This is a genomic window from Methylocystis sp. (genome assembly GCF_021731785.1).
In the GTDB taxonomy this organism is placed as follows: domain Bacteria; phylum Pseudomonadota; class Alphaproteobacteria; order Rhizobiales; family Beijerinckiaceae; genus Methylocystis.
Map to the genome: position 1 here is coordinate 31,792 of NZ_JAKFWS010000004.1, position 26,088 is coordinate 57,879.

Here is a 26,088-nt window from a genome sequence, read left to right on the forward strand (position 1 = left end):
ATGTCAATCCATGTATATATAATTTTCGCGGATTAGGTAGTGCCGCCCGTCGACCGACCGGAGACGCGAGGTTTGCCGTCGGTGGCGAGCGACAGGGATATTTGATTGACTCGCACCTGCTAAAAACTTAATACCCGCAGCAAATCTCGAAAGAGAGACCGATACCGGCCGAGCCGCCCCAGAGGCGGCAGGCGAACGCCCGGCAGCGCGATGCGCCCCCGGGCGCATTTTGCTTTGGAGCGTTCGCGCTCGCAGGAGAACCTCATATGTTCGAGAGCCTTTCCGACAAGCTCTCCGGCATTTTCGACAAGCTCACGCGGCGCGGCGCGCTCTCGGAAGCCGACGTCAACGAGGCGCTGCGCGAAATCCGCCGCGCGCTGCTCGACGCCGACGTCGCGCTCGACGTCGTGCGCTCCTTCACCGACAAGGTCCGCGACCGTGCGGTCGGCGCCGGCGTCGTCAAATCGGTGACGCCCGGCCAGATGGTCGTCAAGATCGTCAATGACGTGCTGATCGAGACGCTTGGCCAGGACGCGCAGCCGATCGATCTCGCCGCCACGCCGCCGGTCGCGATCATGATGGTCGGCCTGCAGGGGGCCGGCAAAACCACGACCGCGGCCAAAATCGCCAAGCGCTTGAAAGAGCGCTACGGCAAGCGCGTCCTGATGGCGTCGCTCGACGTGAAGCGCCCGGCGGCCCAAGAACAGCTCGCCGTGCTTGGCCGGCAGGTCGAGGTCGACACGCTGCCGATCGTGGCCGGCCAGACCCCGGTGCAGATCGCCAAGCGCGCCATGGAAGCGGCGCGACTGCAGGGCTTTGACGTCGTTCTGCTCGACACCGCCGGCCGCACCCATATCGACGAGCCGTTGATGGCCGAGATGGCGGAGATCAAGACCTCCGCCAAGCCGCATGAAATCCTGCTTGTCGCCGACGCTCTGACCGGACAGGACGCCGTCAATCTCGCCCAGAATTTCGACGAGCGTGTCGGGCTGACCGGCATTGTTTTGACGCGTATGGACGGCGATGGCCGGGGCGGGGCGGCGCTCTCCATGCGCTACGTCACCGGCAAGCCGATCAAGCTCATCGGCGTCGGCGAAAAGATGGACGCGCTCGACGAATTCTCGCCGACGCGCATCGCCAATCGCATTCTCGGCATGGGCGACATCGTCGCGCTGGTCGAAAAGGCCGCGCAGGCGATCGACGCCGAGCAGGCCCGCAAGGCTGCCGAGCGCATGGCCAAGGGCAAGTTCGATCTGCAGGACCTCTGCGATCAGCTCGCCCAGGTGGAAAAGATTGGCGGATTGGGCGGCATCATGGGGCTCCTCCCCGGCGTTGCCAAGATGAAGGATCAGATCGCCGCGTCGGGTTTCGACGATAAAATGGTGAGGCGCCAGCGCGCCATCATCCTCTCGATGACGCCAAGGGAGCGGCGCAATCCCGACCTGCTGAAGGCCTCTCGCAAGAAGCGCATCGCCGCGGGCTCCGGCGCCAAGGTCGAGGAGGTCAACAAGCTTTTGAAGCAGCATCGGCAGATGGCCGATCTGATGAAGTCATTTGGCGCCGGCAAGCGCGGCGGGATGATGGGCAAGGCCGCGCAAATGATGGGGCTCGGCCCCGGCATGCAGATGCCGTCGCAGGAAGAGCTGCAGAAGCTGCAGGAAAAGCTCGGCGTGCAACAGCCGAAGGGCGCCCCCGGCGGCATTCCGGCGGCGCCGCCTCCCGACCTTTTCAGTAAACCGAGCCTGCCGGGGCTCGGCGGCGGGCTGCTGAGCGGACTGAACCCTTTCGGAAAGAAGAAGTAACGGCGGTCGGGCTTAGGCAATCGCCGAAATCCGACCGCCTCGTGCAAACAAACAAAAAGGAAATGAAAACATGTCGCTTAAAATTCGTCTCGCCCGCGGCGGCGCCAAGAAACGTCCGTTCTATCGCGTCGTCGTCGCCGATTCGCGCGCGCCGCGCGACGGCCGCTATATCGAAAAGATCGGCTATTTCGATCCCTTGAAGGAAAAGGACGCCGCCGACCGTCTGGTGCTCGACGCCGAGAAGGCGAAGGCCTGGCTCACTAAGGGCGCCCAGCCGACCGATCGCGTCGCGCGACTGCTCGACGGTCTTGGCCTGATGACGCGCGAGGCGCGCAGCAACCCGCAGAAGGCGCAACCCAAGAAAAAGGCGCAGGAGCGCGCCGCCGCAGCGGCCGAAGCCGCAGGCAAGGCCGCGGAAGCGCCGGCGGCGTAAGGCATGCGTGGCGTTTGCATTCGCCCTCATGCTGAGGAGGCTCCGCAGGAGCCGTCTCGAAGCGCGAGGGCGGCGGCGCGCTGTGCGATTTCCTCGTCCTTCGAGGCGCGAGGATCGATCTCGGGCCTGCCCGAGATCGACGTTTGTTTGCGCAAGTCGGGGATACCCGACTTGCGACGCGTTCCTCAGGATGAGGAAATCGAATGAAAGGGACCGCTGAAGGGCTCGTGCTGCTTGGCCGCTTCGGGGCGCCGCACGGGGTGCGCGGCGAAGTCCGGCTGCAGAGTTTCACTGCCGATCCTTTGGCGATCGCAACTTACGACAGCCTCACCGACAAGAACGGGGCGCGCAATTTCAAGCTGCTGTCCGTGCGTCCGCAGGGCAAGGATATGTTCGTCGCCAAAGTCGAAGGCGTCGACGACCGCGCCGGCGCCGAGGCCTTAAACGGCGTCGAAATCTATCTGCCGCGCGAAAGACTGCCGGCGCCGGAAGAGGACGAATTCTATATCGCCGACCTGATCGGACTACGCGCCGAAACGCGCGAGGGCGCGGAAATCGGCATGATCGTCGCCGTGCGCAATTTCGGCGCTGGCGACATTCTGGAGATCGCGCCCGGCCATGGCGGCGAGATGCTGATGCTTCCCTTCACGAAAGCTGTAGTTCCAACCGTGGACCTTTCCACCGGGCGCGTCGTCATTGCGCCGCCGGCGGAAGTTGAAGACGACGAGGAAGAAAGAAGCGCTTAACCCGCCCGCTTCTTGGCGCCACGCTTCACTGGCGCCGGCTGCGGTTCAACGAGTCTGCCGGTCACATATTTGTGCAGCACGCTCGACATTAACGACTGATAGGCGACGCCCTCGGCGGCCGCCTTCGCCTGCAAATCTTCCAGGTCCCTCAAGGAAATTCTTATGTTCACGCGCTTGTCTTTCGCAAGCGCAGCCTTCGCGTAAGCCGTGTGACGGTCGATTTCGGACCGCACATTCTTGACCTGGCGCCACTCGCCGCGCTCGAATGATGCGAGAATTTCTTCATCGAGCTGTCGCTCGTCATCCATCTGATTCACTCCGACGCGATATAGTCTCGGGTCGCTTTGCGACTCGGTATGATCGTCTTGAGGAAGACGTCGTTATTCGTTTCGACAAAGGGCACGAGATAAACGTAGCCCCGAGCGCGAACGACGAACAGCCGCTGATGGGCGTAGCGCGACTTATTTGGGTGTTCGAGTTCGTCGAGCAAGCCTCCGTGGGCCATCGCCGAAACAACCTCTTCGAAGGAAATGCCCCTCTCGGCGATGAGCTTTCGGTTCTTGTCAGCGCTCCACCGAAAGGGCTTCATCCCTGCTAATCTAATTCGTGTGCAGATTGTCATCAAACGAATCCTCACCGCTTGGAGAATTCGAGTTGAAGCGAGGCCTGAACCCGTCAATTTAGCGCAACCTCGCTCGTTGGCCTCCAATGTCAGCAACTTACTGATTTAACGTATATATTTCCCCTATGGGCCAATCTCTTAGTGAAATCCGCCTTTTCAGGCGGTCCCACTTAATCCTAAGCTTATCAAGGCCCTACCCCGCTCCGGTTCGCAGCCTCAATTGACAATGCACTATTGCACTTTGACGCCGCTAGGACGGTAATTGCCCTTAAGTTGTATCGTTCGGCTTCGTCCTCCTCCGGCCGCATGCCATAACCACCGTCATGTTCCGCGCGACGGTCCTGACCCTCTTTCCCGAAATGTTTCCAGGTCCCTTGGGCCTGTCGCTCGCCGGCGACGCGCTGTCGCGCGGCGTTTGGGCGCTGGAGACGAAACAGATCCGAGAGCATGGGCTCGGCCGCCATCGCGCCGTCGACGACACGCCAGCCGGCGGCGGCCCCGGCATGGTGATGCGCGCCGACGTGCTGGCGGCGGCCATCGACGCGGCGGCGCCTAAAGACGATCCGCGCCCGCGCCTGCTGATGACGCCGCGCGGCGCGCCGCTGACCCAGGCGCGCGCCCGCGAACTCGCCCAAGGCCCCGGCGCGATTATCCTGTGCGCGCGGTTCGAGGGCGTCGATGAGCGCATTATCGACGCCCGCGCGCTCGAAGAAATGTCAATTGGCGATTTCGTGCTTTCGGGCGGCGAGATCGCAGCGCTGGCGCTGATCGACGCCTGCGTCCGGCTGATACCCGGCGTGATGGGCGAAGAAGCGTCCGGCGTCGCAGAAAGTTTCGAATCCGGAATGCTCGAATATCCCCATTACACGCGGCCGCGCGACTTCGAAGGACGCGACATCCCGGACGTGCTGCTTTCCGGCGATCACGCGAAGATCGCCAAATGGCGCCATGAGCAGGCCTTGGCGCTCACCCGCGCGCGGCGCCCCGACCTCTTGGCGCCGCAGCTCGGCGAACCTTCCCGCCGCCGCTGAATCTCTGCGCCCTGCTCTATTTTTCATCTGGTCCGCCAGCGCGCGCGATCTAGCTAATGTGCAGCTCACCCGAGCTTGAGCCTAGAGCCAGTGCGCGAGGAGGCCTGCACATGCAGCAGAAAGCAAAAACGCCGATCAATCCCGACACAGACCGTTCGGCGCTCCATACGCCGACAGATCTCGAAAAACAGTCGACGATGAAGGTCGCGGCTGAAATCAACAAGCTCGTCGCCGACGCCTTGACGCTCTATCTCAAGACGAAGAATTTTCACTGGCACATGAGCGGTCCGCATTTCCGCGACTATCATCTGCTGCTCGACGAGCAGGCGAGCCAGATCTACGCCACTGTCGACCCGCTAGCGGAGCGCGTGCGCAAACTCGGTCAGCCGACGCTGCGCTCGATCGGGCACATCGCCAAACTGTCGCGGGTCAAGGACAATGATAAGGAATTCGTTTCGCCATACGACATGCTGTGCGAATTGCTCGAAGACAACAAGGCGATGGCCGAATCGCTGCGAAACGCTCATAAGGTCTGCGACGACAATGAAGACATCGCGACGGCCAGTCTGCTCGAAGTCTATGTCGATGAGACCGAGAAGCGCACCTGGTTCCTGTTCGAGGCGGCGCGCGGCGCCGGTCTCGGCGGCCACTGAGCGGAGGTCGCCTCGTGGGCGCTATCGCGTCGGCACCGGCGTGCCGCTGCGATAATCGTAAAAGCCGCGCTGGGTCTTTTTGCCGAGCCAGCCGGCTTCGACATATTTCACCAGCAGCGGGCAGGGGCGGTATTTTGAATCCGCCAGGCCCTCGTGCAGCACCTGCATGACCGAAAGACAAGTGTCGAGACCGATGAAATCAGCGAGTTGCAGCGGTCCCATCGGATGGTTGGCGCCGAGCTTCATCGCCGTATCGATCGCCTCGACCGAGCCCACGCCTTCGTAAAGCGTATAAATCGCCTCATTGATCATCGGCAGCAGAATGCGGTTGACGATGAAGGCGGGAAAGTCCTCCGAGACGCTGATCGTCTTGCCGAGCTTGGCGACAAACGCCTTCGTCTCCTCGAAAGTGACGTCATCGGTCGCAATGCCGCGAATGAGTTCGACGAGCTGCATGCGCGGCACCGGATTCATGAAATGAATGCCGATGAAGCGTTCGGGCCGGCCGGTGACCGACGCAAGACGCGTGATCGAAATCGACGAGGTGTTGGAGCTGATGATCGCGCCGGGCTTCGCGAACTGCGCGAGTTCGGTCAGGATCTTTCGCTTCACCTCCTCGACTTCGGTCGCCGCCTCGATGATGATGTCGGCGTCGGCGAAGTCGGCCATTTTTGGGGCGCCGGAGATATGCGCGAGCGCCGGCTCGACGGCCGAAGCTTCGAGTTGACCGCGCTCGACGGCACGTCGCATCTGCGCCGCGACATCGGCCACGCCCGCGTCGATGCGCTCCTGCGAAATGTCGTTCAGGGCGACGTCATAGCCGGCGAGCGCGCAGACATGCGCGATCCCCTTCCCCATCTGGCCCGCGCCGATGACGCCGATCTTGCGAATCTCGAAGCCCATGTTGTGACCACCGTCAGCCAAGCCAGCGCCGGACAACTCGCGACGCGCCGCGCTGAAGCGTGCCGCAGTGCAATATAACTTGCGTTCCTGTGCAAGGAAAACAAAGAAAAAGCAACTGCGGAGCCCCCGAGACCGAGCGCTTCGCCCATTTCACGGCCGCCGCGCCGGCCATCGGCGCCGTCGCGGCGGGCGCCTTTTTTCCGATCAGCGGCCGATTTTCGCCAACTCCGCCTCTAGCTCGGGCAGAGCCGTGAAGAGGTCGGCGACAAGGCCGTAGTCGGCGACCTGGAAGATCGGCGCCTCCTCGTCCTTGTTGATCGCGACAATGACCTTCGAATCCTTCATGCCCGCGAGGTGCTGGATCGCGCCGGAAATGCCGGCGGCGATATAGAGATCCGGCGCGACCGCCTTTCCGGTCTGGCCGACCTGCAGGTCGTTTGGCGCATAGCCGGCGTCGACGGCGGCGCGCGAGGCGCCGATCGCGGCGTTAAGCCGCGTCGCGACGGGATCGAGCACTTTCTGAAAATTCTCCGCCGAGCCGAGCGCGCGGCCGCCGGAAAGGATGACGCGGGCCGAGGTGAGTTCGGGACGCTCCGACTTCGCCAGCTCTTCGCGCGTGAAGGCGGAAACGCCGGGGTCGGTCGCGGCGGCGATCGCCTCGACCGGCGCCGACCCGCCTTCGGGCGCGGGCGCAAAGGCGGTGGTGCGCACGGTGATGACTTTCTTTGCGTCCTTCGCCCGCACCGTCTGGATGGCGTTGCCGGCGTAGATCGGGCGTTCGAAGGTGTCGGCGGATGCGACTTTCACGATGTCGGAGACCTGCATGACGTCGAGCAGCGCCGCGACCCGCGGCAGCACGTTCTTGGTCGCAGAGGTCGACGGCGCGATAATCACGTCATAGCCGCCAGCGAGCGAGACGATCAGCGCCGCGACCGTCTCGGCGAGAACATGATTGAGCGAGGCGTCTTCGGCGTAGAGAACCTTCTCGACGCCAGCGAGCTTTGCCGCCTGCTCGGCGGCGCCCTTCAGGCCCGGCCCGGCGACAAGAATGTGAATGGGGCCGCCAATCTCCTTGGCGGCGGTGAGCGCTTTAGAGGTCGCGGGCGCAAGCGCGTCGCCGGCGGTTTCGGCGAGAAGCAGAATCGTCATCTTTACAGCACTCCCGCTTCCTTGAGCTTGCCGACGAGTTCGACCACCGAGCCGACCTTGACGCCAGCCTTGCGCTTCGCGGGCTCGGCGGTCTTTAAGACTTCGAGGCGCGGCGAAATATCGACGCCGTAGTCGGCGGGCGATTTCACCGCGACCTCTTTCTTTTTCGCCTTGATGATATTTGGCAGCGAGGCGTAGCGCGGCTCGTTCAGCCGCAAATCGGTGGTGACGACCGCCGGCAGTTTCAGGCTGACGGTCTGCAGCCCGCCGTCGATCTCGCGCGTCACGTCGACGGTGCCCTCAGTCATCTCGACCTTCGACGCGAACGTGCCCTGGCCCCAGCCAAGCAACGCCGCGAGCATCTGGCCGGTCTGATTGCAGTCGTCGTCGATCGCCTGCTTGCCCATGATGACGAGCTGCGGCTGTTCCTCCGCAACGATCTTGGCGATGATCTTGGCGACCGCGAGCGGCTCGACGGTCTCGTCGGTCTTGACCAGAATTCCGCGGTCGGCGCCCATGGCGAGCCCGGAGCGCAAGGTTTCGTCGGCCTTGGCCGGTCCGATCGTGACCAGGACGACTTCCGTCGCTTTGCCGGCTTCCTTTAAGCGCAGCGCTTCTTCGACGGCGATCTCGTCGAACGGGTTCATCGACATTTTCACATTGGCGAGATCGACGCCGGAACCGTCCGCCTTGACCCTGATCTTGACGTTGTAATCGACGACCCGTTTGACGGGCACGAGAATCTTCATCGCGCGACCCCTTGGTCTCCCTTGACCCTTTGGCGAGACGGTTCAGGAGCGCCGCCTGCGCGCGCTCCATTCTGGCTAAAGCCGTTGCGCGGTCTGGTAGCGGGGGCGCGCGCCCAAGTCAAACCAAGGGGCCGGCGATCGCGGCTCCGGGTTTGAACTTTGCGAAGAGTCTCGCCAAATGACCCCAATTTTCCCATCTCAAGAAAGGACGAGAGACTGGGACTAGCCATTCCCGTTATTTACAGCATCTTGCCATTGATACTTCGGCATGGTCGCTTGGACGTGGTTCAATCGGCGCTGCCGTGGCGGCGCCCAGCACCACGTCGGCAGCGGCGGTTTCGAGCGATGCATCGCCCTGCCCGCGGTGATCGAGGTCTGACGAGAGCAGTCGAGGCGTTCATTAAGTGTAGGCCTGGCTTTTTAAGCGCCGCGCGTCCGCCGCCGCAGGTAGGGCAAACAAAGCGGTTCGGCCTCGCCCCGCCAGAGGAGCATCGCCGCAGGACGCGGTTTCCATGAGTTTGCCCGTCCGCAGAAAGATTGATAACTAGCGGTCAGCTGAAATTGCTTTACGGGCGGTCGCCAATTACGGAGCTGGCGCGTTGTCGCGGATTGCAGAAAATCTGTTGCTTGCGCTGGTTTCGACGATCCTCACTTTGGCGGTCCTAGAAGGAACGTTTCGCCTCCGTGGCGATGCTCCCCCAGCGAGCGGCTGGCGCTCGTTGTGCCCCACGGCGCAAATGAATGAGTTCGGCTATCGCGGACGGCGAGTGAGCTATTCCGACGATGATTATGTGATCGTCCTGCTCGGCGACTCGCAGCTCGAAACCTGCGGCCTCCCGGACGATCCGATGCCCGAGATCCTGCTGGAAAAGAGCCTCGGCGCCTTGGGGCGCAAAACGAGAGTCATAGGATTGGGCGCGAGCGGCTATGGACAGGATCAGGAATTATTGGCGCTCGAAGAATACCTTCAAAAATATCGCGCCGATCTCGTCATCGTATGGCTGATGCCCGGCAACGACATTTGGAACAATACCTTCCGCACCCATACCGTCTCTCGAACCGACGGGCCGCCGAAACCCGCGTTCTGGCTCGAAAATCACGTGTTGAAGGGTCCGACCGAACGGATCGGGGAGCGAACGTCCAGCCTTTACCTATTGCAGTTGCTCCGGAACGCGTTTGGAGGGTTCGAGGCCGCCTGGTCGCGGCGGCTGCCACCTGCGGACAAAGGCATGGCCGCCATTCCCCCGGAGTTTGCCACGACCACGGCGGCCACCCAAGAAGCCATTGAAACTCAACAAAGCCATTGGAGCATGTTTCTCACGCCGACGCCGCCCCGGGTCCAATACGGCATCGAGCTAACCCGGGCGCTCCTAACGAGGATCCAAAATACGGCGGCGCGTCACGGCGCTCGGTTCGCGACGATGGCCGAAGACAGGACGACGGCGGCGGCGCGAGCCGCTTGGACGGGGGGCGCGAACCCGTTCTTCGAACCGCCCCAGCCCAAAGCGGTCGAGCGTGACCGCCGCTATTGGATTGCGGATTTAGAAGCTTATAAAAACAACGTAAGCGAGACGACGAAAGGGTTTCCGCTTTTTCTCATTCCCATCAGGATAATCGACCACCATAAAGAGGGCGACGCTCACCTAAACGTCGGCGGCAATACTCAGATCATGACTGATTTCGCGGCTCGACTGGTCGAAAGCGGCTTTGTCGACCGACAAACAGATGGTTAGACCCATCCAATGATGTCCCGCTGTCCCAGGTTCGTCCATATGTATGGGGCTGCGGCGGGTGGCGAGGTGATTCGAGCGCTGGTCACTCGTTGCGCGTGCGCCGTCCTGTCGCATCCGGCAGCTGTCTTCCTTTGGCGCGTCGCCTTCCCAAAAAGGGATTTCCGCCTGATCGACCTTGACGACCCCTTTGAGGGGCTCTCGGTTCGGGTCGATCATCGATCGCCGCAGCTTCTGCGCCAGCAGCCACTCAGGGCGCGTCCTCGCCGGCGTCCTGCGCGCGCGGCGGGGAGGCGAGCGGACCGCCGCGGTCGAAAAGCCTGTGCCGGCGGCGCTTGAACAGCGGCGTCAGCACCAGGCCTGCGGCAATCCCTCCGACATGCGCCATCCAGGCGACCGCGCCGCCCTCGCCCATAGAGGCATTGATAAGCTGCATCAAAATCCAGACGCCGACGAAGAGCCAGCCCGAGGCGACGAAGGAGAAGAGCGGCGCCCGCAGCCCCAGAATCGACTTCAGGCGCGTCCCCGAGAGCCAGGCTCCAAGCCAGATCGGCGCAAGCGCCAAGGAGAGCGGCGGAAAGATTCCGGCGACCGTCGCGCGCGGATGGAGCAGCAGAAAGGCGGCGCAGACGCCCGAGATCGCGCCGGACGCGCCGATCAGCGGCGTGATCGAATGCGGCGTGGCGTAAATGTAAAATACGCCTGAGGCGACGCCGCAGGAAAGGTAGAACAGCAGATAATGGAGCGAACCCATCGCGTCTTCGACATTGTCGCCGAAGACATAGAGGAACAGCATGTTCGAGCTGAGGTGCACCACCGACGAGTGAAAGAACAGCGCGGTGACGAGAGTGGCCGCCGCCGGCGGTCCGACGATCCAATCAGCGAGTTCGGCTTCGCCAAACAGCACGCGCGGGATGATGGCGAAGCCGCGGACGACGGTCAGCGGATCGCCGAACAGTTCGCTTTGCACGACAAGGAAGACGATGACGTTGAGTGCGATCAGCGTCCAATTCACGATCGGCCGGCGCAGGTAACGCAGCGGCGCATCGTCATAGATCGGCATCACCATCGGCGCGCTCCTATCAATCGCAAGCCTAACATATGGCGACCCCAATAGGCCGCGTCACGGCCGGACGAAGCGACGGCCGAGCCAAGTCGCGGCGAGATCGCCCAGCCCGGCGATGTCGAAGGCGACAGTCAGGAGCCCGTAGACCGAAGCGCCGACCAGAATTTGCGCGATCAGCGTCAGGATGCCGGGCGTCATTTCGCGCAGAGGCGTGAGCGCGAGCGACATCGCGCCCGTCGCCACCAGCGCGGCGAACATGTCCCAGAACGACGGCCAGACCGGCTGCGTGCGCAGCGCGAAATAGACCGTCGCGACAAGCGCGGCGACATAGGCGCCGCCCTGCGCGATGGCGAGATTGGAGGCGTCCTCGCCCCACGGCAGGATAAAGAGCAGCGCGAGGCCGAAGACGACAGCGGCAAGCGCCGCGACGATGAGCGGCGTCGTCTTCTTTTCAATCTGAAACACCGGATTGAGGCCGAAGAGAATGACGCCCATCGCGAACAGTCCCGGCAGCAGCAGGCCGAGATAGTGGCCGAACGGACCGCGATATTGCGCGGGCACGATCAGCGCTTCGATCGAGGGCATGACGAACCAGAGTCCGGCGCAGGCCGGCAACAGAAAGGCGACGATGACTCCCAGATTGCGCGCGACCTGCGCCTTCGCGCGGTCGACGCCATGGCGCTCATGCGCGGCGACGGCGATCTGAAAAAGAAGCACGTCGAGCGCGGACCCGAGCGCCTGCACCGCGCGCACGCCGAGATCGTAGGCGAGCGCGAACTGGCCGGTCTCGGCGAAGCCGAACACGCTCGCGACGATGGAGCGAGCGGCGAGCGGCATCGCCTGATAGAGAAGATGCGCGGCGACGATCGGCGCGCTATAGGCTGCAAGCGCGCGCGCATTCTGACTGGACGCAGCGCGAATGTCGGCGCCCGGATCGAGCAGCGCGCCGCGCCCGAGAACGACCGTGCCGAACAGGCTTGCGACGCCGCCGGCGAGGGCCACCGCAGCCGACTGAAAGACAAAGGCGCCGCCGCCGATCAGGACGAGCGCCAGCGCATTTTTTGCGAGCATCAATCGCACATAGGCGCGGTCGTGAAAGCGTGCGCGCACCAGCGCGGTGCAATAGTCGAACAATCCGTTGGCGACTGCTGTCAGCAGCGCGAGCAGAATAAGGTTGGTTTCGAAATCGAGCGGCGGGCCGACGAGCGCGTAAATCCCTGTCGCCGCGCCAAGGAACAGCGTGACGGCGATGAAGGACGCATCGAGAGTGGAGCGCACGACGGGCTCCTTGTCGCGCGTGCGCTTGGAGTAGAAGCGCGTCGCCGACAGGCGCAACCAGTCATAGAGTGCGGTCTGCACGACGACCGCGATCGAGAAGGCGAGCGCGAAACGGCCGTATTCTTCGGGGCCGAGAAATTTCGCCACCGTCAGGCCGATAACGAAATTGACGATCGTATTGGCGAGAAAGGCGAGGAGGACGTTCAAGAGGCGCGATCCTTTCGCGGCGCCTTCGCGCGGGGCCCGGGATTTAGTCGGATGGAATCTTGCGTCATCCGCCTCTCGCTGCCTTTCAACTGCATTTGCGACATAGGCAGGCCGCTCACGCGCTCGCGCCCAAGCGGCCGAGCGCGACAAGTTCTCGCAACGCCTGCGCGTCGCGCGGCGTCACGTCGGGATAGTCCGGGTCCGCCGTCGCGGGATCGAAGTATTTCCACGAGCGCGCGCATTTGACGCCGAGCGCGCGTTGCGGAACCACCGCGACGCCGGGCGCTTCCGGCAGGCGGAACGCCGCCGCCGGACCTTCTTCCGGCACAACCCGAATGTCGGACGCAATGCAGATTTCGGCGAAATCGACGCCCTCTAACGCCGCGCGCAGCGCGTCATCCGTAATGTAAACGATCGGCGCCGCCTCTAACGAAGAACCAATGCGCTTTTGCGCGCGCTCGATTTCCAGCGCGCCGGTGACGACCGAACGCAGTTTGCGAATCTTCTCCCATTTGGCGGCAAGCGCGTCGTCACGCCATCCATCGGGAATCGTCGGAAAATGCTCCAGATGCGCGGACTGCGCATCCGGATAGCGAGACAGCCACGCCTCTTCCGCGGTGAAGACGAGAATCGGCGCGAGCCATGCAGTGACGCTGCGAAAAATCCGGTCGATGGTCGCGAGCGCCGCCTTGCGTTTGACGCTCGACGGCGGGTCGCAGTAGAGCGCGTCCTTACGCACGTCGAAATAGAAGGCCGAAAGCTCGCTCGTCATGAAATGCGTGAGCAGCGCGACGACCCGCTTATAATCATAGGCCGCATAAGCGGCGCGGATCGACTCGTCGAGCTGATGCAGGCGATGCAGCATGAGCCGTTCGAGTTCTCCCGCCTCGCGCATCGCCGCATCGTCATTGGGGTGATAATGCGCAAGCGCGCCGATCATCCAGCGCAGCGTGTTGCGCAGCTTGCGATAAAGCTCGACAAAGGTTTTTAGGATTTCCGGACCGACGCGCAGATCGTCGGCGTAATCGGACGCCGCGACCCACAGTCGCATGATGTCGGCGCCCGAATCAGCGATGATTTTTTGCGGCGCGACGACATTGCCGAGCGACTTCGACATTTTTCGCCCTCGCTCGTCGAGCACGAAGCCGTGCGTCAGCACGGAATCATAGGGCGCGCGACCACGCGTGCCGCAGCTTTCAAGCAGCGAGGAATGAAACCAGCCGCGATGCTGATCGGAGCCTTCGAGATACATGATCTCGTCTTCGCCGCCGTCGCGCTTGCGGCGGATGCCGGCGAGCATCGGGAAATGCTGCGGGTCTTCGAGCGTGAAGGCGTGAGTCGAGCCTGAATCGAACCACACGTCGAGAACGTCGGAGATTTTCTCGTAATCCTGCGCCTTGTAATCGGGCGAAAGAAAACGTTCCGCCGCATTCGCTTCGTACCAGGCGTCGGCGCCCTCCTTCTCGAACGCGTCGATGATGCGGGAGTTGACGCGCGCGTCGACAAGCGGCTCGTGCGTTCCTTTCTTGACGAAGACCGCGATCGGCACGCCCCAGGCGCGCTGGCGCGACACGACCCAGTCGGGACGATTTTGAATCATGCCGCGGATGCGGTTCTCTCCCGCCGCAGGCGTCCATGTCGTGCGCGCGATTTCTTCAAGCGCGATGTCGCGCAGCGTCGATTGATTTCCGCGAACCTCATCCTGAGGAGCGTGCGAAGCACGCGTCTCGAATGATGCGGCCGCCGCCGAACCCTCGTCCTTCGAGACGGCGCTACGCGCCTCCTCAGGATGAGGGTTCGACTGAGAGAAGGGTCGGTCCATCGCGATGAACCATTGCGGCGTGTTGCGGAAGATCACCGGCTTCTTCGAGCGCCAGCTATGCGGATATTGATGCTTGAGCTTTCCGCGCGCGATGAGATTGCCAGCTTGAATCAGCGCGGCGATCACAGCGTCGTTGGCGTCGCCTTTCTCGCCCTTGTCGGTGATGACGCGCTTTCCTTCAAAACCGGGCGCGTCCTTCGTATAGAAGCCGTCCTCTTCGACCGTATAGGGAATACGCGTATCGATTCCGCGCGACTGCAGCGGGCGCGCATGCGCCATCCAGATGTCGAAGTCCTCGCGGCCGTGGCCCGGCGCCGTATGCACGAAGCCAGTGCCAGTATCGTCGGTGACATGCTCGCCGTCGAAGAGCGGCACGTCGAAATCGTAACCAAGATGCGCGAGTGGATGGGCGCAGATCAGTTCGCCGAGCATCGACGCGGGCACGTCGTGAAGCCGCTCATAGCCATCGACCTTCGCCGCCTTGAACGCGTCGCTCGCGAGCTTGTCGGCGATGACGAAGCTTGCGCCGGGAAGCGCCCAATTTCCATCCGGCGCATGGGTGACGCGATAGAGTCCGTAATCGATCTTCGACGAGAAGGAGATCGCGCGATTGCCGGGAAGCGTCCAGGGCGTCGTCGTCCAGATCATGATGCGCGCTTCGCTCAGCTCGCCCTCTGCGCCGCGCGGGATCGGAAACGCCACCCATACCTGGTCGCTCGTATAATCCTCGTATTCGACTTCCGCTTCCGCAAGCGCCGTCTTTTCGACGACGCTCCACATCACCGGCTTCGAGCCGCGATAGAGCAGGCCATTGGCGGCGAATTTCATGATCTCGCGGGCGATCGTCGCTTCCGCCGCGAAAGCCATCGTCGAATAAGGATGGCCCCATTCGCCGGCTACCCCTAAGCGCTTGAATTCCTCGCGCTGCACCGAGAGCCAATGTTCCGCATAGGCGCGGCATTCGCGCCGGAAGGCGATCATCGCGTCGGGATGGGCGAAATCGGGCTTCTGCTTGCCCTTGGCGCGGTAGTTCTCTTCCTCGATCTTCCATTCGATCGGCAGGCCATGGCAGTCCCAGCCCGGCACGTAGACGCAGTCCTTGCCCGTCATGCGCTGGCTGCGCGTCACCAGATCCTTGAGGATCTTATTGAGCGCATGGCCGATATGAATATTGCCGTTGGCGTAGGGCGGCCCGTCATGCAGCGTGAATTTCGGCCGGCCGGCGGCGGCCTCGCGCATTTTCTGCTCCAGGCCGATCGTTTCCCACCGCTTGAGAATTTCCGGCTCGCGCTGCGGCAGGCCGGCGCGCATCGGAAAATCCGTGGCCGGCAGATAGAGGCTTTTCGAATAATCCGGCCCCTTGGGGGTGTCGTCGTTCATCGTCGTGAAAACCGCCTCGGGCGATGCGGCGCGCTATAACCGCCGCCGTCGCCGCGCTGATTAGAGGATTTGGGAAAGAGCGCCAATCGCGCCGCACCCGGACCTTGCGAGCGTCAGCTCCAAGCGCGGTCCGGGCCGGTAATTCGATGGGCGGTCAAGAAAAGCATCCGGTCCTCATTAGCAGCGCAAACCCAACTGGAAAAGGGGGTTGAGCCTAGCGCGGCCGTCTCAGTCCCAGCAGGCCGGCGAGATAAGCAAAGCCGGCCGCCACGACGGCGATCACCAGCAACACCAGAAACGCCCCGGAAAGCAGGGTAAAGCCGATGAACAGAAACAGCAGCAGCGCCGCCGTGACGAGCAGGCTCTGCCACGGCGACAACTTGACGACCTTGACCCGGCCGGCGCCGGTCGCGACCCAGATTCGCGAGGCGTCCGTTTCCTCGCCCGGCAAGATGATTTCGACCCGTCCCTTGGGCTCTTCGTTCATGGCGCATTCCCTCCCGTCGAGGATGATGTCTCCAAGCTAGATCGCGCGCAAATTATGGCAACACGTCATGGACTCGGCCCCGCCGCGCCGCTTTCGGCCAATCCTCTTCGCGCTTCTGCGACGTCAACGCGCATTCTTGCAACGAGCGCTTCGACACTGTCGAATTTCGCTTCGGCGCGTATGAAGCCATAAAAGGCGACTTCGACTTCCTTGCCGTAGAGATCGCCGTCGAAATCGAAGACGAAGACTTCAAGGAGCGGCGCGCCATTGTCAAAGGTCGGCCGCCGGCCGAAGCTCGCGACGCCCTGATGAATCCTTCCGTCGATTTCGATCGTCACGGCATAAATGCCATGCTTGAGCCGATTGGCGGGATCGAGCGCAATATTGGCGGTGGGAAAGCCGAGCGCGCGCCCGCGCTTGTCGCCGTGGCGCACCACGCCCCGAACGAAATAAGGATGGCCGAGAAGGCGGCGCGCCAGCGCCGCATCGCCCCGTTCGAGCGCTTCCCGCGTCGCCGTTGAGGAGACAGCCTCTAAGCTGCCCTCTTCGTCCTGGGTGATGCGGTCGACGATTTCGACGATCATGCCGAGCCGCGCGCCTTCCGCGCGCAAGAACTCCGGTCCGCCCTCGCGGCCGGCGCCGAAGCGGAAATCATAGCCGGCGACCACGGCCGAAAGCCGCAGCCGCTCGTGCAGGATTTTCTCGGTGAAGACGCGCGCCGGGCTTTGCGCGAAGTCCTTGTCGAAGGTGAGCACGACCATGCCGTCGAGCCCCAGTCGCGACGCTTGCGCCGCTTTGGCGTCGGGCGGCGTGAGCCGGAAAATCACCGGTTGTCCAGCGAAGAAATCAGCCGGATGAGGCTCGAAGGTCAAGAGAATACAGGGGCGCGAGAGTCTTGCGGCGAGCGCCTGGGCGCGGGCGACGACGCCGCGGTGGCCCCTGTGCAACCCGTCGAAATTGCCAATCGCCGCGACCGCGCCTTCCAAGCCCGGCGGCGGCGCCTGAGGATCGCGCGCGACGATGAAGGGTGCGGACAAGGCGCGGGCCTGGAATTCAAGCTGAGGCCGGCCTCTCCTCCGCCGGCGCTGGCGTTGCGGCGCGCATCGCCTGCTCGCGGCTCGGCACCATCACGAAGGCCTCGCCGTCGAGCACGACCTTGCCGTCAACAAGACATTCGCATTTAAGCTTCGCGCGCCGGCCTTTTTCGATCAGCTCGACGACCTCGACAATGACGGTGATGACGTCGCCGATCTTCACGGGGGCGCGAAAATTCAGGGTCTGCGACAGATAGACGGCGCCGGGGCCGGGCAGATACATGCCGATGACCGTCGAAATCAGAGAGGCCGTATAAAGCCCGTGGACAATGCGCTCGCCAAAGCGCGTCTTTGACGCGAAGTGGTCGGAGAGATGAATCGGATTGCGGTCGCCCGAAAGATCGGCGAAGGCGATGACGTCGTCGTCCATCACCGCCTTCATCAGCGTCTCGCGCATGCCGACGCTCAGATCTTCGAAATAATAGATTTTGAACGGCGTCGACATGGAGGCACCGGAAGGTTGCGTCGCTGAGCGTAACCGCAGGAACGAGGCCCGCGCAGCCCCTTTTACCAGAAAAGCTCGCGAGCCAAAGCCTTGGGACGCGCGCCGGCGCGCAGGAAGAGCGATTCGAGCGCCGTTTCGTCGAGCGCGCCGCCTTCTGGATACAGCGCTTGGCGGTGCACCCCATGGATGATGAAGAGGCAATCGAACCCGGCGCGGCCGGCGCCGGCGAGATCGGTGAAGGCACCGTCGCCAATCGCCAAAATGCGCGATTTATCGATATCGCCGCGCAGGTTTTTCAGCCGCTCGCAGGCCGCGGCGTAAATTGGCGCATGGGGCTTGCCGAGGGTCAGGACGCGCCCGCCGATCGCCGCGTAACGCTCCGCCAGGGCACCGGCGCAGTAGACGAGATCATTGCCGATCGCGACGACGATGTCGGGATTGGCGCACAGCATGGTCAGGTCGCGCGCTTTCAGCGTCTCCAACTGTGCGTCGTAGTCCGCGGGCGTTTCGTTGCGCTCGTTCAGGAGGCCGGTGCAGACGACATAATCGGCGGCTTCCGGTCCAACTCGCATGACCGGCGCGCCAAGGCGACGCGCCGCCTCGCGGAACAGACCGTCGTCGCGCGCCGGTCCAAGGTGATAGACCGCCTGCCCGTCGCGCGTGACGATTTCGCGCAGCGCGAGCTCCCCCGCCGACACTAGATCGTCGAAACAATCCTGCGGAACGCCGAGGCCCAGGAGCTGGCGGCGGACCTCGTCGTCAGGGCGCGAGGCGTTGGTGATCAGCACGACCACGCCGCCCGTGGCGCGAAACCGCCGCAGGGCCTCTGCAGCTTCCGGGAAGTGGCGCCGACCGTCGATCAGCACGCCCCAGCCGTCGCATAGGATCGCGTCGTAGCCGCCGGCGAGTTCATGGAGACCAGCGATGAAAGGCACGCGGCTCTCGTCGAATGCGCCCGCCGTCAAAAGCGCGCCTCAGCGAACGCGGCCGCATAGGCCCCTTCGCAGACGGGATTGAAGTCCCCGGTCGATTCGTCCAGCCAGAACAATCGCCCGTCCATGATTCGAAACAAGGCGCCGTGCAGCCGCAGATGCCGGTGATGTTCGAGCACCTGGATCATCGGAAAGGAGCGTAGATTGCACAGCGTCTGCTTCACCGACTCGAACTCCAGGCGCTCCACATAGGCCGCGTCTTTGGGGTTGGGCCGAACGCCGAGGCGATCAGCCGCTGGGCCAAGCATTTTGATCCAATCGCCGATGAAGTCGCTGTGGCTCAGCCGCGGCGCCTCAGGGTTCGCGGCGATTTCCGCATAGGCTTTAACCCCGCCGCACTGGCCGTGGCCGAGCACGACGATGTCGGAAACTTTCAAGGCCATGACGGCGTATTCGAGCGCCGCCGACGCCCCGTGATAATGATCGTCGGGCTCATAGGGCGGCACCAGCGCGGCGACGTTTCGCAGCACGAAAAGCTCGCCGGGGCCGGCGTTGAATATAGCTTCCGGGGCCACGCGCGAGTCGCAACAGCTGATGATCATCGTTTTGGGCGTCTGGCCCCTGACCGCCAACTCTTCAAATCGGTCGTGATCGGCCAGGAAACGCCCGCTGATGAAGGCTTCGTAGCCCTCGATGAGCGCTTCCGGCAGACCGGTCGCGCCGGACGACGGCTCGTCATCTGCCATTTTACGTATCCTTCTTGCGCGTTGCCGGGGCGGATGGCGGACGCCGCGGTTATTGTGTAGATCACGCAGCGGGGTCAAGCGAGCCAAACCGTCTCGACGTTGGAGTTTTGAATGATTTCGCGACTGAAGCGCAGCGTGCTGGCCATGCCGGGCTCGAACGCCCGAGCGCTGGAGAAAGGCAAGACGCTTTCCGCCGACGTCCTGATGTTTGAACTCGAAGACGGCGTGGCGGAATCCGCCAAGGCGGCGGCCCGCGAGCAGGTTGCGGCGGCGGTGGCGGACGGCGGCTATGGCGCGCGCCAACTTGTCGTGCGCGCCAACGCCCGCGGCTCCGCGTGGTATAAGCCCGACCTGGCCGCTATCGCGCCGCTCGGACCGGACGCCATCGTCATTCCCAAGGTCAATTCGCGCGACGAGATCCTGAAGGCGGCCGCAGATATCGTCGCCGCGGGCGCGCCGCGCAAGACGCGTCTTTGGGCGATGATCGAGACTCCGCGCGCGGTGCTTGACATCGAAAAGATCGCGAGCGCCGCGGACGATCCGGCTTCGCGCCTGGAAGTTCTGATCCTTGGGCCCAACGACATCGCCAAATCGACGCGCGCGCGACTGACGCCGGGCCGGCAGGCGCTGCTCTCCTGGCTTTCGGCGGGCGTGCTCGCGGCGCGGGTCCACAACATCGAGATCATCGACGGCATCTACAATGACTTCAACGACCTTGACGGTCTGCGCCGCGAGGCCGAACAGGGCCGCGACTTCGGCTTTGACGGGAAAATGTTGATTCATCCAAGCCAGATCGCTCCCGTGAACGAAATTTTCGCGCCCAGCGCCGAAGAGGTCGATTTCGCTCGCCGGATCATCGCGGTGTTTGACGAGCCGGACAACGCCGACAAGGGCGTGGTGCAGATCGACGGCAAAATGGTGGAGCGTCTGCATCTCGACATCGCCCGGCGCACATTGCAGCTTGTCGAGGCGGCGAGCTGACGCGGCCGCCTGTTTTGCGGGCGCCGAACGCATCAACTATAAGAGGCCGGGAAGTCAAGGATTAGCCAATGGTCTCGCCGGACGACGAAGAACCAAACCGCATCGAACTCTCGGAAGCGCCGGTCGATCCGGTGGAAATCCCCCCTGATCCGCCGCCCGTGACACGCAAGCGCCGCTCCGTTTTCGCCTCGCTGTTGTCGACGCTGCTGCTTATCGCCGTCCTCGCAGGCGCCGCTCTTTATGCGGCGATCGCGTTCAAGGACAGAGACGAGCGGTTGAAGGCCGTCGCCGATTATGCGGAGCCTTATGTCGATCAGGCGAGCGCCGCCTTCGACGAACTGAAGAACCGGCTCGGCGCGCTGCTTGGCGAGAAAGCGTCGACGCAAACCACTGCGGTCGCGCCCGAGCCAGCTCAAATCGCGCCGGCAAAACCCGCCGAAAAAGAGCAAACGACTGCGGTCGCGCCTGAGGCTCCGCCCGCCGCGCCGCCCGAACCCGTCCAACTCGCCCCGGCAAAACCCGCCGAAACGGCGGCCAGGCCGATGCCGAACGAGCCGCGCCCGGACTCCGTGGCCAACGCCGCGGTCGAGGCGCAGAACGCGGCCGTCGCGGCGTTACAGAGTCGCGTCGATGCAGCCGAAGCATTGGCGCAGCGGGCCTTGCGCGCCGCCGAGGCGGCGGAAGAAGCCGCCAACGCCGCACGGACGGCCGCGGAAGCGGCGGCGAAGGCGCGCCCGGCGGCCGATCCCGCTGGTGGCGGCCAGGGAGCCGCGCTCACCGCCAGCGATCAACTGACCGCGCTGGAAGGCCGCATCGACGAGCTCGGCGATGAAATGAAAGCGGTGCGCGGACGGCTCGAGTCGCCCAAAAACGAAACGCGCGCGGCGCCGGAAGCTTCCGCGGCCAAGACGCCCGAGGGACCTGCCGCCCTCGTCGTCGTCGCCTATGCGCTACAGCGCGAGTTCGAGGCGGGCCGGCCCTACTCCGTGGAGGCGAAGGCGCTGGCGCGACTCGGCGCCGATCCCGCTGCGCTGGCGGCGCTTTCGCCCTTTGCCGAAAAAGGCGCGCCGACCGCGGCGCAATTGAAAGCCGACTTCGCGCCAGCCGCAAAACGCATTCACGCGCTCGAGGGCGGAGACTCCGGGGATATCGCGCAGCATTTGATGAAAGGCGCGAGCAAGCTCGTGCGCGTTCGTCCGTCCGGCGCGCCAACTGGCGAGGCTCAGTCGGTCGAAGAAAAAGTCGTTCACATCGACGCCGCGCTTGCGCATGGCGATCTTGCTCAGGCCGCGGCGCTTTTCGCGGCGCTTCCCGAAGCGGCGCAGAACGAGGCCAAGGACTTCGGCGCCGCGCTGCGGGCGCGCATCGACGCGGCGAAGTCGGCTGAAAATCTCTTGCATGGCGCGATCGCCGCGCTCGTCGCAACGAAGGAATGAGCGGGATCAATCGCCATGCTGTTTCTCCTCTTTTTCATCATTGCGCTTGCGGCGGTCGCATATGGCCTTGAATGGCTGATCGAACAGCCAGGATCGCTGACGCTGGATTTCGCCGGCTATCAGTTCGAGGCGTCGATACCGGTGGCGGTCGCGGGCCTGCTGCTGATCGTCGCCGCGACGATCGTGCTTTGGGCGATCGTCATGGCGGCGCTGCGCATGCCCGGCCGCTGGAGCGGCGGGGCGCGGACGAAACGCCGGGATCAGGGATTCGACGCGCTGTCGCAGGGCCTGATCGCGGTGGGGACAGGCGACGCCGCCCGCGCCCGCAAGGCCGCGCTCGTCGCGGAGCGGCTGCTGCCGAACGAGCCGCTGACGCAATTTTTAAAGGCCCAGGCGGCGCAGCTGATCGGCGACCGACGGCTGGCGGAAGAGACCTTTCATAAGATGACGCTGACGCCGGAAACGAAGCTTCTCGGCCTGCGCGGACTGCATATCGAGGCGCGCCGACGCGAGGACGTCGACGCGGCGCACCATTTCGCCAAGGAGGCGCACGCCATCGCGCCGGTGCCCTGGGCGGGGTCCGCCATGCTCGAACATCTCGCCGCGCAGGGCGACTGGGAGAAAGCGCGCGAGACGATCGAAGCCAGTCTCGCCGCCAAGGCGATCGACGCGCCGTCGGCGCAGAACCTGCGCGCCGTCGTCGAAACCGCGATGGCGATGGAGAAGGAGCGCGATCATCCCCATGACGCGCTGCATCTCGCGCGCCAGGCGCTGAAGCGCCGGCCGGGTTTCGCCCCCGCTGCCGTCGCCGCGGCGCGCGTGCTCGTCCGCCATGGCGACCGCAAGCAGGCGCTAAAGCTGATCGAAACGGTATGGGCGACGAAGCCCCATCCAGATCTCGCCGCCGCCTATCTCGAGGCGCTCTCGGGCGAATCGAACGCCGCCAGACTCGCGCGGGTGGAAAAGCTGGCGCGGACGGCGCCTAATGCGCCGGAGAGCCGGCATATCGTCGCCGAGGTCGCGCTGTCGGCCCGCAATTTCGCCAAGGCCCGCGAGGCGCTGGCGCCGCTCATCGCTAGCGGGCGACACCCGACCGCCCACACCTGCCTGTTGATGGCGGAGATCGAGGACGGCGCACAGGGCCCTTCGGGGCCGGTGCGCGAATGGCTCGCCCGCGGATCGCGCGCGCCGCGCGATCCGGTCTGGATCGCCGACGGCGTCGTCTCGAAAAACTGGCTGCCGATGTCGCCGGTCACCGGCAGGCTTGACGCCTTCGAATGGAAGCCGCCGCCGGACTCCGCGCAACATTTGACTGAGGAAGGCAAGCCCAATATTCCGGCCGCCTTTTTGACCCGTCCCGCCGAACCCGTCGCGCTGCCGTCGGGCGATGCCTCAGGGGAAGCGGCGACGAGCTAGCTCGCCTGCGTTCAAACTAATTGTCCGAAAAGGAAAAGGACCTACCGCGCGCGGTCGGCGCGGCGAATGCGCACGTAAAGCGCGCCTTCGCCGCCGTGATGGCGCGCGGCTTCGCCAAAGCCCACTACCACGTCGCGCAGATTCGGCGCTTCGAGCCACATCGGCACCACGCGGCGCAGCACGCCGCCCTCATCGCGTGTCAGCCCCTTACCTGTCACGATGACGGCGATGCGCGCGCCATTCGACTGACATCGGCGCAGGAAAGCCGTCAAAGAGCGCTGCGCCTCGGCCTGTCGCAGGCCGTGAAGATCGAGCTTCGCGTCGACCTCCAGCCGCCCGCGTTTGAGCTTGGCGAAGGTGCGCGGGTCTATGTCGATCGGCCGCGGCGGAGATTTCGGCGGTGGCGGGCGGTCGCTGACAACGGAAGAGGCGGGCGGCGTGCGCGCCTCGACGGCAGGCGGCGCCGCCGGCAGTTTTTTCGCGCGCGCGCGCGACGGCCGAACGTCGGCGGTCGCCATCATCCACAGCTCGGCTTCGGCCTGCGACAGCCGGCGGGCGTATCGGCGAGAATTTTCCTCGCTCACGGATCGTCTCCAACGTCCTTCGGCAGCAGCACGAACATTTGGGCGGCGTGCCGGATGTCGCCGGCTCGTCGGCCCGCCGCTTCCCCCGCGCCGAAAAAAAGATCGGCGCGGGCAGGCCCTATTATGGCGGATCCGGTGTCTTGCGCGATCATCAGGCGGCGAAATTCCGTTTCGGCCCGGTCTTGCCAGGGGATGCGCGCCGCAATCCAGAACGGCAGGCCGTAGCACCAGATCGAGCGATCGACGGCGATCGATCGAAACGGCGTCAGCGGCGCGCCCTGACCGCCGATGGGGCCAATCCTGCGTTGTTCCGATCCGTCGATCTCAAAGAATACATAGGAACGATTTTCCTGCATCAGGCGTCGGCCAGCTTCGCCAGGCCCGGCTCCAAGGCGTCGCAGCGTCTCCTTCATTATATCGAGCGACATTTCCGTTTTCGTCGCGAGGCCTCGTTCGACCAGCAGACGGCCGACGGACGTATAAGGCCAGCCGTTGCGCCCGGCATAGGTCAGCGCCATGACGCCGCCGTCTCGCAGCCGCAGCCGCGCCGAACCCTGCACCTGAATGAGGAACAACTCGACCGGATCGCGGACATAGGCGAGCGGATGCGCGCTTGGCGCCGCGCCTTCCTCTTCGATCGCGCGCCGGTCGGGATAGGGCACGAGCGCGCCATCGGCCTGACGTCGCGCGCTCGTCAGTTTTTCTCTGGAAGGAAGTACGAGCGGCGCCTCGTTCAGAGTGACGAGATCGAGCGGTCGCGACAGGACCGGGGTCGTAAAACCGGGCTCCGGCGACAGTCTGGCGTCGACCTCAACCTCGTAATAGGCGGTGACGAAGCCTTGGGCCTTGATCAGGCGAGGGTGGAACCATCGGCGAAAGAAATCGGCGGCATCGTCGACGCTCGCACGCGCCGCGCGCGCGGCCAAGATCAGCGATGGCGGCGGCGGAACGGCGCTGCGCTGCTCTTGCGCATCGGCAGCGATGATCTTTGCGGAGCGGCGGAAGGCTTCGAAAGCCGCCGCAAGATCGTCGGCGAAAAAGCCGTCGATCTCGTCAAAGCCTATGCTTTGCTGCAAATCGGAAGCTAAAAAATGCGGCGCATCCTTGCGCGACATGCTCAGTCTTCGGCTTGCGTCGCGACGAGCTTCCAGTTCGGATCGTTTGCCTTCGGATCGCGCGCGAAGGTCCAGCGCTCGATGACCTTACGCGTCTGCCCGCCGTCGATGGTTTCGCCATCGCGGTCGCGGCGCACGCTCATCAGTCGGACGACGAAGCGCACCGTCACTTCATTGCGGCCGTCAATGGCGCGGGCGGCGTCGACCGTCGCCAAATCGATCGCGACGACGGCGGTCTCCATGGTCTCGCCTTGCTGCTCGCGCCGCGCGATGTCCGCACAGAAGCCATCAAAGACGTCCTGCGACAGGAGCGGTTTCAGCGTCTCGCGATCCCCCTTGGCGAAGGCGGTGACGATCAGGTCGTACGCGCGCCGCGCGCCGTTCAGGAAAGCTTTGCCGTCGAAGCTGGGGTCGGACGCCGCGACGGCGTCGAGACCGCTCCAGGCCGAAGCGACGCCCTTTTCAGCGACGCCCTCCCAGCGCTCCTCCCCGCTGGGGCGCGCCGGCGCCTCCGTGACGGGCGCAGCGCTCGGCAGAGGCGCGAGTGCGGCGGGAGCCGGGCGGCGAGGCCCGAAACGCCCCGCCGGCGGCGTATCGCGATCCACCCGCATTCCGAGCACCGAGCGCAGCTTCCAGATGACGAAAACCGCGAGCGCCGCGAAAACGATAAGGGTCGGATCAAAGAGGTCGCCGGACGCCGGCATTAGCAACTCCCGAATAATTATATGGTCGGCTATCATGTCGCCGCGGATATGTCACGAATCAAGGGGCGGGCGCATTGCCGCGGGCGGAGCGCGCGAAGAAACGCCAAAAAAGCGGATGAATCGGTGAAATCGAAGCTTGTCGGCGTAACCCTTGCAGCCTGGATCGTGCTGGAGGTTCTCTCTTTTGCGCTGGTCGTAAGGGCCGTCGGGCTTGTCGTGGCGATCGTGCTCGCGATCGGCGCTTCGCTCCTCGGTCTTGCCGACGTGAGGCGCCTCCTCGACTTTTTTCGCGCCAGAGTCGCCGCGAAGGCGAAGGGCGAAAGCGCCGCCTTCGCCGACGGCGCGATGCTTGACGGCGCGATGCAGGCGCTCGCCTCGATCCTTCTCATTCTGCCCGGTTTCGCCTCCGATTTTGTCGGACTGGCGCTCAAATCGCCTTCGGTGCGGCAATATCTGGCGCGGCGGATACGGTCGCGCTCCGAAGCCGCCGATCCGCGCCTCATCGACCTCGACCCCCGCGAATGGCGGCGGGAAGCGCGCCGGCCGCGGCGTGGCGTGGCGAGTTAGCGGCGAAGGG

The 26,088-nt window shown here is 64.2% G+C and carries 26 protein-coding genes and 1 pseudogene; 10 read left to right on the forward strand and 17 right to left on the reverse strand.

The window, feature by feature from the left end; genetic code table 11:
• Positions 1–266 precede the first annotated feature (266 nt).
• From ffh to rimM, 3 genes are all read left to right on the forward strand, one after another.
• Positions 267–1,802 carry a signal recognition particle protein gene (gene ffh, locus QZ964_RS00460; protein WP_292527877.1) on the forward strand — a complete coding sequence of 512 codons (1,536 nt, stop codon included), beginning with the start codon at positions 267–269 and terminating at the stop codon, positions 1,800–1,802.
• Positions 1,803–1,872: 70 nt separating this feature from the next.
• Positions 1,873–2,235, forward strand: coding sequence for a 30S ribosomal protein S16 (rpsP, locus tag QZ964_RS00465; RefSeq protein WP_292527879.1), 363 nt, complete (start codon positions 1,873–1,875; stop codon positions 2,233–2,235).
• A 203-nt stretch (positions 2,236–2,438) separates the two neighbouring features.
• Positions 2,439–2,981 (forward strand): ribosome maturation factor RimM, encoded by a 543-nt coding sequence (rimM, locus tag QZ964_RS00470; RefSeq protein ID WP_292527880.1) that lies wholly within the window; start codon positions 2,439–2,441, stop codon positions 2,979–2,981.
• Here the strand turns inward: rimM and QZ964_RS00475 are convergent.
• Both QZ964_RS00475 and QZ964_RS00480 read right to left on the reverse strand, forming a co-directional pair.
• Entirely contained in the window at positions 2,978–3,289 is a 312-nt protein-coding gene (locus QZ964_RS00475; protein WP_292527882.1) for a hypothetical protein, read from the reverse strand. The two genes, rimM and QZ964_RS00475, sit on opposite strands and share 4 nt — an antisense overlap.
• Positions 3,290–3,294: 5 nt before the next feature.
• Positions 3,295–3,570 (reverse strand): BrnT family toxin, encoded by a 276-nt coding sequence (locus QZ964_RS00480; protein ID WP_292527883.1) that lies wholly within the window; start codon positions 3,568–3,570, stop codon positions 3,295–3,297.
• Positions 3,571–3,926: 356 nt separating this feature from the next.
• Here QZ964_RS00480 and trmD point away from each other — a divergent pair, with 356 nt between their 5' ends.
• Both trmD and QZ964_RS00490 read left to right on the forward strand, forming a co-directional pair.
• Positions 3,927–4,634, forward strand: a complete 708-nt coding sequence (gene trmD, locus QZ964_RS00485) for a tRNA (guanosine(37)-N1)-methyltransferase TrmD (protein ID WP_292527885.1) — start codon at positions 3,927–3,929, stop codon at positions 4,632–4,634.
• Between the two features lie 110 nt (positions 4,635–4,744).
• Positions 4,745–5,287: a DNA starvation/stationary phase protection protein gene (locus QZ964_RS00490; protein ID WP_292527887.1), complete on the forward strand. Its 543-nt coding sequence runs from the start codon at positions 4,745–4,747 to the stop codon at positions 5,285–5,287.
• Between the two features lie 21 nt (positions 5,288–5,308).
• Here QZ964_RS00490 and QZ964_RS00495 read toward each other — a convergent pair whose 3' ends face one another.
• From QZ964_RS00495 to QZ964_RS00505, 3 genes are all read right to left on the reverse strand, one after another.
• On the reverse strand, positions 5,309–6,190 hold the full coding sequence (locus tag QZ964_RS00495) for a 3-hydroxybutyryl-CoA dehydrogenase (protein ID WP_292527960.1): 882 nt from the start codon (positions 6,188–6,190) through the stop codon (positions 5,309–5,311).
• Between the two features lie 204 nt (positions 6,191–6,394).
• Positions 6,395–7,339: an FAD-binding protein gene (locus QZ964_RS00500; RefSeq protein WP_292527889.1), complete on the reverse strand. Its 945-nt coding sequence runs from the start codon at positions 7,337–7,339 to the stop codon at positions 6,395–6,397.
• A 2-nt stretch (positions 7,340–7,341) separates the two neighbouring features.
• Positions 7,342–8,088, reverse strand: a complete 747-nt coding sequence (locus tag QZ964_RS00505) for an electron transfer flavoprotein subunit beta/FixA family protein (RefSeq protein WP_292527891.1) — start codon at positions 8,086–8,088, stop codon at positions 7,342–7,344.
• Positions 8,089–8,999: 911 nt separating this feature from the next.
• Between QZ964_RS00505 and QZ964_RS00510 the strand changes: the two genes are divergently transcribed.
• Positions 9,000–9,821: a hypothetical protein gene (locus QZ964_RS00510; RefSeq protein ID WP_292527892.1), complete on the forward strand. Its 822-nt coding sequence runs from the start codon at positions 9,000–9,002 to the stop codon at positions 9,819–9,821.
• Positions 9,822–9,971: 150 nt separating this feature from the next.
• On the opposite strand, the pseudogene QZ964_RS00515 reads toward QZ964_RS00510, so the two are convergent.
• From QZ964_RS00515 to QZ964_RS00555, 9 genes and pseudogenes are all read right to left on the reverse strand, one after another.
• A pseudogene (locus QZ964_RS00515) lies at positions 9,972–10,067 on the reverse strand (IS1595 family transposase); the annotation flags it as partial.
• 1 nt (position 10,068) lies between these two features.
• Positions 10,069–10,887, reverse strand: coding sequence for a rhomboid family intramembrane serine protease (locus tag QZ964_RS00520; protein ID WP_292527894.1), 819 nt, complete (start codon positions 10,885–10,887; stop codon positions 10,069–10,071).
• A 54-nt stretch (positions 10,888–10,941) separates the two neighbouring features.
• Complete coding sequence (locus tag QZ964_RS00525; protein ID WP_292527895.1) at positions 10,942–12,369, reverse strand: lipopolysaccharide biosynthesis protein; 1,428 nt, start codon at positions 12,367–12,369, stop codon at positions 10,942–10,944.
• Positions 12,370–12,484: 115 nt separating this feature from the next.
• Positions 12,485–15,571, reverse strand: coding sequence for an isoleucine--tRNA ligase (ileS, locus tag QZ964_RS00530; protein WP_292527896.1), 3,087 nt, complete (start codon positions 15,569–15,571; stop codon positions 12,485–12,487).
• 214 nt (positions 15,572–15,785) lie between these two features.
• Entirely contained in the window at positions 15,786–16,058 is a 273-nt protein-coding gene (locus QZ964_RS00535) for a hypothetical protein (protein ID WP_292527899.1), read from the reverse strand.
• A 65-nt stretch (positions 16,059–16,123) separates the two neighbouring features.
• Positions 16,124–17,095: a bifunctional riboflavin kinase/FAD synthetase gene (locus QZ964_RS00540; protein WP_292527901.1), complete on the reverse strand. Its 972-nt coding sequence runs from the start codon at positions 17,093–17,095 to the stop codon at positions 16,124–16,126.
• Positions 17,096–17,111: 16 nt separating this feature from the next.
• On the reverse strand, positions 17,112–17,597 hold the full coding sequence (locus tag QZ964_RS00545; protein ID WP_292527903.1) for a MaoC family dehydratase: 486 nt from the start codon (positions 17,595–17,597) through the stop codon (positions 17,112–17,114).
• Between the two features lie 62 nt (positions 17,598–17,659).
• Complete coding sequence (locus QZ964_RS00550) at positions 17,660–18,562, reverse strand: TIGR01459 family HAD-type hydrolase (protein WP_292527905.1); 903 nt, start codon at positions 18,560–18,562, stop codon at positions 17,660–17,662.
• Positions 18,559–19,275 carry a carbonic anhydrase gene (locus QZ964_RS00555; RefSeq protein ID WP_292527906.1) on the reverse strand — a complete coding sequence of 239 codons (717 nt, stop codon included), beginning with the start codon at positions 19,273–19,275 and terminating at the stop codon, positions 18,559–18,561. Before QZ964_RS00555 ends, QZ964_RS00550 begins: the two co-directional genes overlap by 4 nt.
• Before the next feature lie 111 nt (positions 19,276–19,386).
• Here QZ964_RS00555 and QZ964_RS00560 point away from each other — a divergent pair, with 111 nt between their 5' ends.
• The 3 genes from QZ964_RS00560 to QZ964_RS00570 all read left to right on the forward strand — a co-directional run bounded on the left by QZ964_RS00560 (position 19,387) and on the right by QZ964_RS00570 (position 23,108).
• Entirely contained in the window at positions 19,387–20,256 is an 870-nt protein-coding gene (locus QZ964_RS00560; protein ID WP_292527908.1) for a CoA ester lyase, read from the forward strand.
• A gap of 68 nt (positions 20,257–20,324) precedes the next feature.
• Positions 20,325–21,692 carry a hypothetical protein gene (locus tag QZ964_RS00565; RefSeq protein ID WP_292527910.1) on the forward strand — a complete coding sequence of 456 codons (1,368 nt, stop codon included), beginning with the start codon at positions 20,325–20,327 and terminating at the stop codon, positions 21,690–21,692.
• Between the two features lie 15 nt (positions 21,693–21,707).
• The gene (locus QZ964_RS00570; RefSeq protein WP_292527911.1) at positions 21,708–23,108 is read left to right on the forward strand and encodes a heme biosynthesis HemY N-terminal domain-containing protein; all 1,401 of its coding nucleotides are present in this window, start codon (positions 21,708–21,710) and stop codon (positions 23,106–23,108) included.
• 41 nt (positions 23,109–23,149) lie between these two features.
• Here the strand turns inward: QZ964_RS00570 and QZ964_RS00575 are convergent, their stop codons facing one another.
• From QZ964_RS00575 to QZ964_RS00585, 3 genes are read right to left on the reverse strand one after another with little or no spacing between them, the layout of a single operon-like run.
• On the reverse strand, positions 23,150–23,692 hold the full coding sequence (locus QZ964_RS00575) for a Smr/MutS family protein (protein ID WP_292527913.1): 543 nt from the start codon (positions 23,690–23,692) through the stop codon (positions 23,150–23,152).
• Positions 23,689–24,807 carry an MltA domain-containing protein gene (locus tag QZ964_RS00580; RefSeq protein ID WP_292527915.1) on the reverse strand — a complete coding sequence of 373 codons (1,119 nt, stop codon included), beginning with the start codon at positions 24,805–24,807 and terminating at the stop codon, positions 23,689–23,691. Before QZ964_RS00580 ends, QZ964_RS00575 begins: the two co-directional genes overlap by 4 nt.
• Positions 24,808–24,809: 2 nt before the next feature.
• Positions 24,810–25,511: a Tim44/TimA family putative adaptor protein gene (locus QZ964_RS00585; RefSeq protein ID WP_292527917.1), complete on the reverse strand. Its 702-nt coding sequence runs from the start codon at positions 25,509–25,511 to the stop codon at positions 24,810–24,812.
• 123 nt (positions 25,512–25,634) lie between these two features.
• Here QZ964_RS00585 and QZ964_RS00590 point away from each other — a divergent pair, with 123 nt between their 5' ends.
• Entirely contained in the window at positions 25,635–26,078 is a 444-nt protein-coding gene (locus QZ964_RS00590; RefSeq protein ID WP_292527918.1) for an FxsA family protein, read from the forward strand.
• The last annotated feature ends 10 nt before the right edge of the window (positions 26,079–26,088 follow it).

What these genes read in the sequence shown, in the direction of transcription:
- ffh (WP_292527877.1), top strand. Translation starts at nt 267, where the DNA reads ATGTTCGAGAGCCTTTCCGACAAGCTCTCCGGCATTTTCGACAAGCTC.
- rpsP (WP_292527879.1), top strand. Translation starts at nt 1,873, where the DNA reads ATGTCGCTTAAAATTCGTCTCGCCCGCGGCGGCGCCAAGAAACGTCCG.
- rimM (WP_292527880.1), top strand. Translation starts at nt 2,439, where the DNA reads ATGAAAGGGACCGCTGAAGGGCTCGTGCTGCTTGGCCGCTTCGGGGCG.
- QZ964_RS00475 (WP_292527882.1), bottom strand. Translation starts at nt 3,289, where the DNA reads ATGGATGACGAGCGACAGCTCGATGAAGAAATTCTCGCATCATTCGAG.
- QZ964_RS00480 (WP_292527883.1), bottom strand. Translation starts at nt 3,570, where the DNA reads ATGAAGCCCTTTCGGTGGAGCGCTGACAAGAACCGAAAGCTCATCGCC.
- trmD (WP_292527885.1), top strand. Translation starts at nt 3,927, where the DNA reads ATGTTCCGCGCGACGGTCCTGACCCTCTTTCCCGAAATGTTTCCAGGT.
- QZ964_RS00490 (WP_292527887.1), top strand. Translation starts at nt 4,745, where the DNA reads ATGCAGCAGAAAGCAAAAACGCCGATCAATCCCGACACAGACCGTTCG.
- QZ964_RS00495 (WP_292527960.1), bottom strand. Translation starts at nt 6,190, where the DNA reads ATGGGCTTCGAGATTCGCAAGATCGGCGTCATCGGCGCGGGCCAGATG.
- QZ964_RS00500 (WP_292527889.1), bottom strand. Translation starts at nt 7,339, where the DNA reads ATGACGATTCTGCTTCTCGCCGAAACCGCCGGCGACGCGCTTGCGCCC.
- QZ964_RS00505 (WP_292527891.1), bottom strand. Translation starts at nt 8,088, where the DNA reads ATGAAGATTCTCGTGCCCGTCAAACGGGTCGTCGATTACAACGTCAAG.
- QZ964_RS00520 (WP_292527894.1), bottom strand. Translation starts at nt 10,887, where the DNA reads ATGGTGATGCCGATCTATGACGATGCGCCGCTGCGTTACCTGCGCCGG.
- ileS (WP_292527896.1), bottom strand. Translation starts at nt 15,571, where the DNA reads ATGAACGACGACACCCCCAAGGGGCCGGATTATTCGAAAAGCCTCTAT.
- QZ964_RS00535 (WP_292527899.1), bottom strand. Translation starts at nt 16,058, where the DNA reads ATGAACGAAGAGCCCAAGGGACGGGTCGAAATCATCTTGCCGGGCGAG.
- QZ964_RS00545 (WP_292527903.1), bottom strand. Translation starts at nt 17,597, where the DNA reads ATGTCGACGCCGTTCAAAATCTATTATTTCGAAGATCTGAGCGTCGGC.
- QZ964_RS00555 (WP_292527906.1), bottom strand. Translation starts at nt 19,275, where the DNA reads ATGGCAGATGACGAGCCGTCGTCCGGCGCGACCGGTCTGCCGGAAGCG.
- QZ964_RS00560 (WP_292527908.1), top strand. Translation starts at nt 19,387, where the DNA reads ATGATTTCGCGACTGAAGCGCAGCGTGCTGGCCATGCCGGGCTCGAAC.
- QZ964_RS00565 (WP_292527910.1), top strand. Translation starts at nt 20,325, where the DNA reads ATGGTCTCGCCGGACGACGAAGAACCAAACCGCATCGAACTCTCGGAA.
- QZ964_RS00570 (WP_292527911.1), top strand. Translation starts at nt 21,708, where the DNA reads ATGCTGTTTCTCCTCTTTTTCATCATTGCGCTTGCGGCGGTCGCATAT.
- QZ964_RS00580 (WP_292527915.1), bottom strand. Translation starts at nt 24,807, where the DNA reads ATGTCGCGCAAGGATGCGCCGCATTTTTTAGCTTCCGATTTGCAGCAA.
- QZ964_RS00585 (WP_292527917.1), bottom strand. Translation starts at nt 25,511, where the DNA reads ATGCCGGCGTCCGGCGACCTCTTTGATCCGACCCTTATCGTTTTCGCG.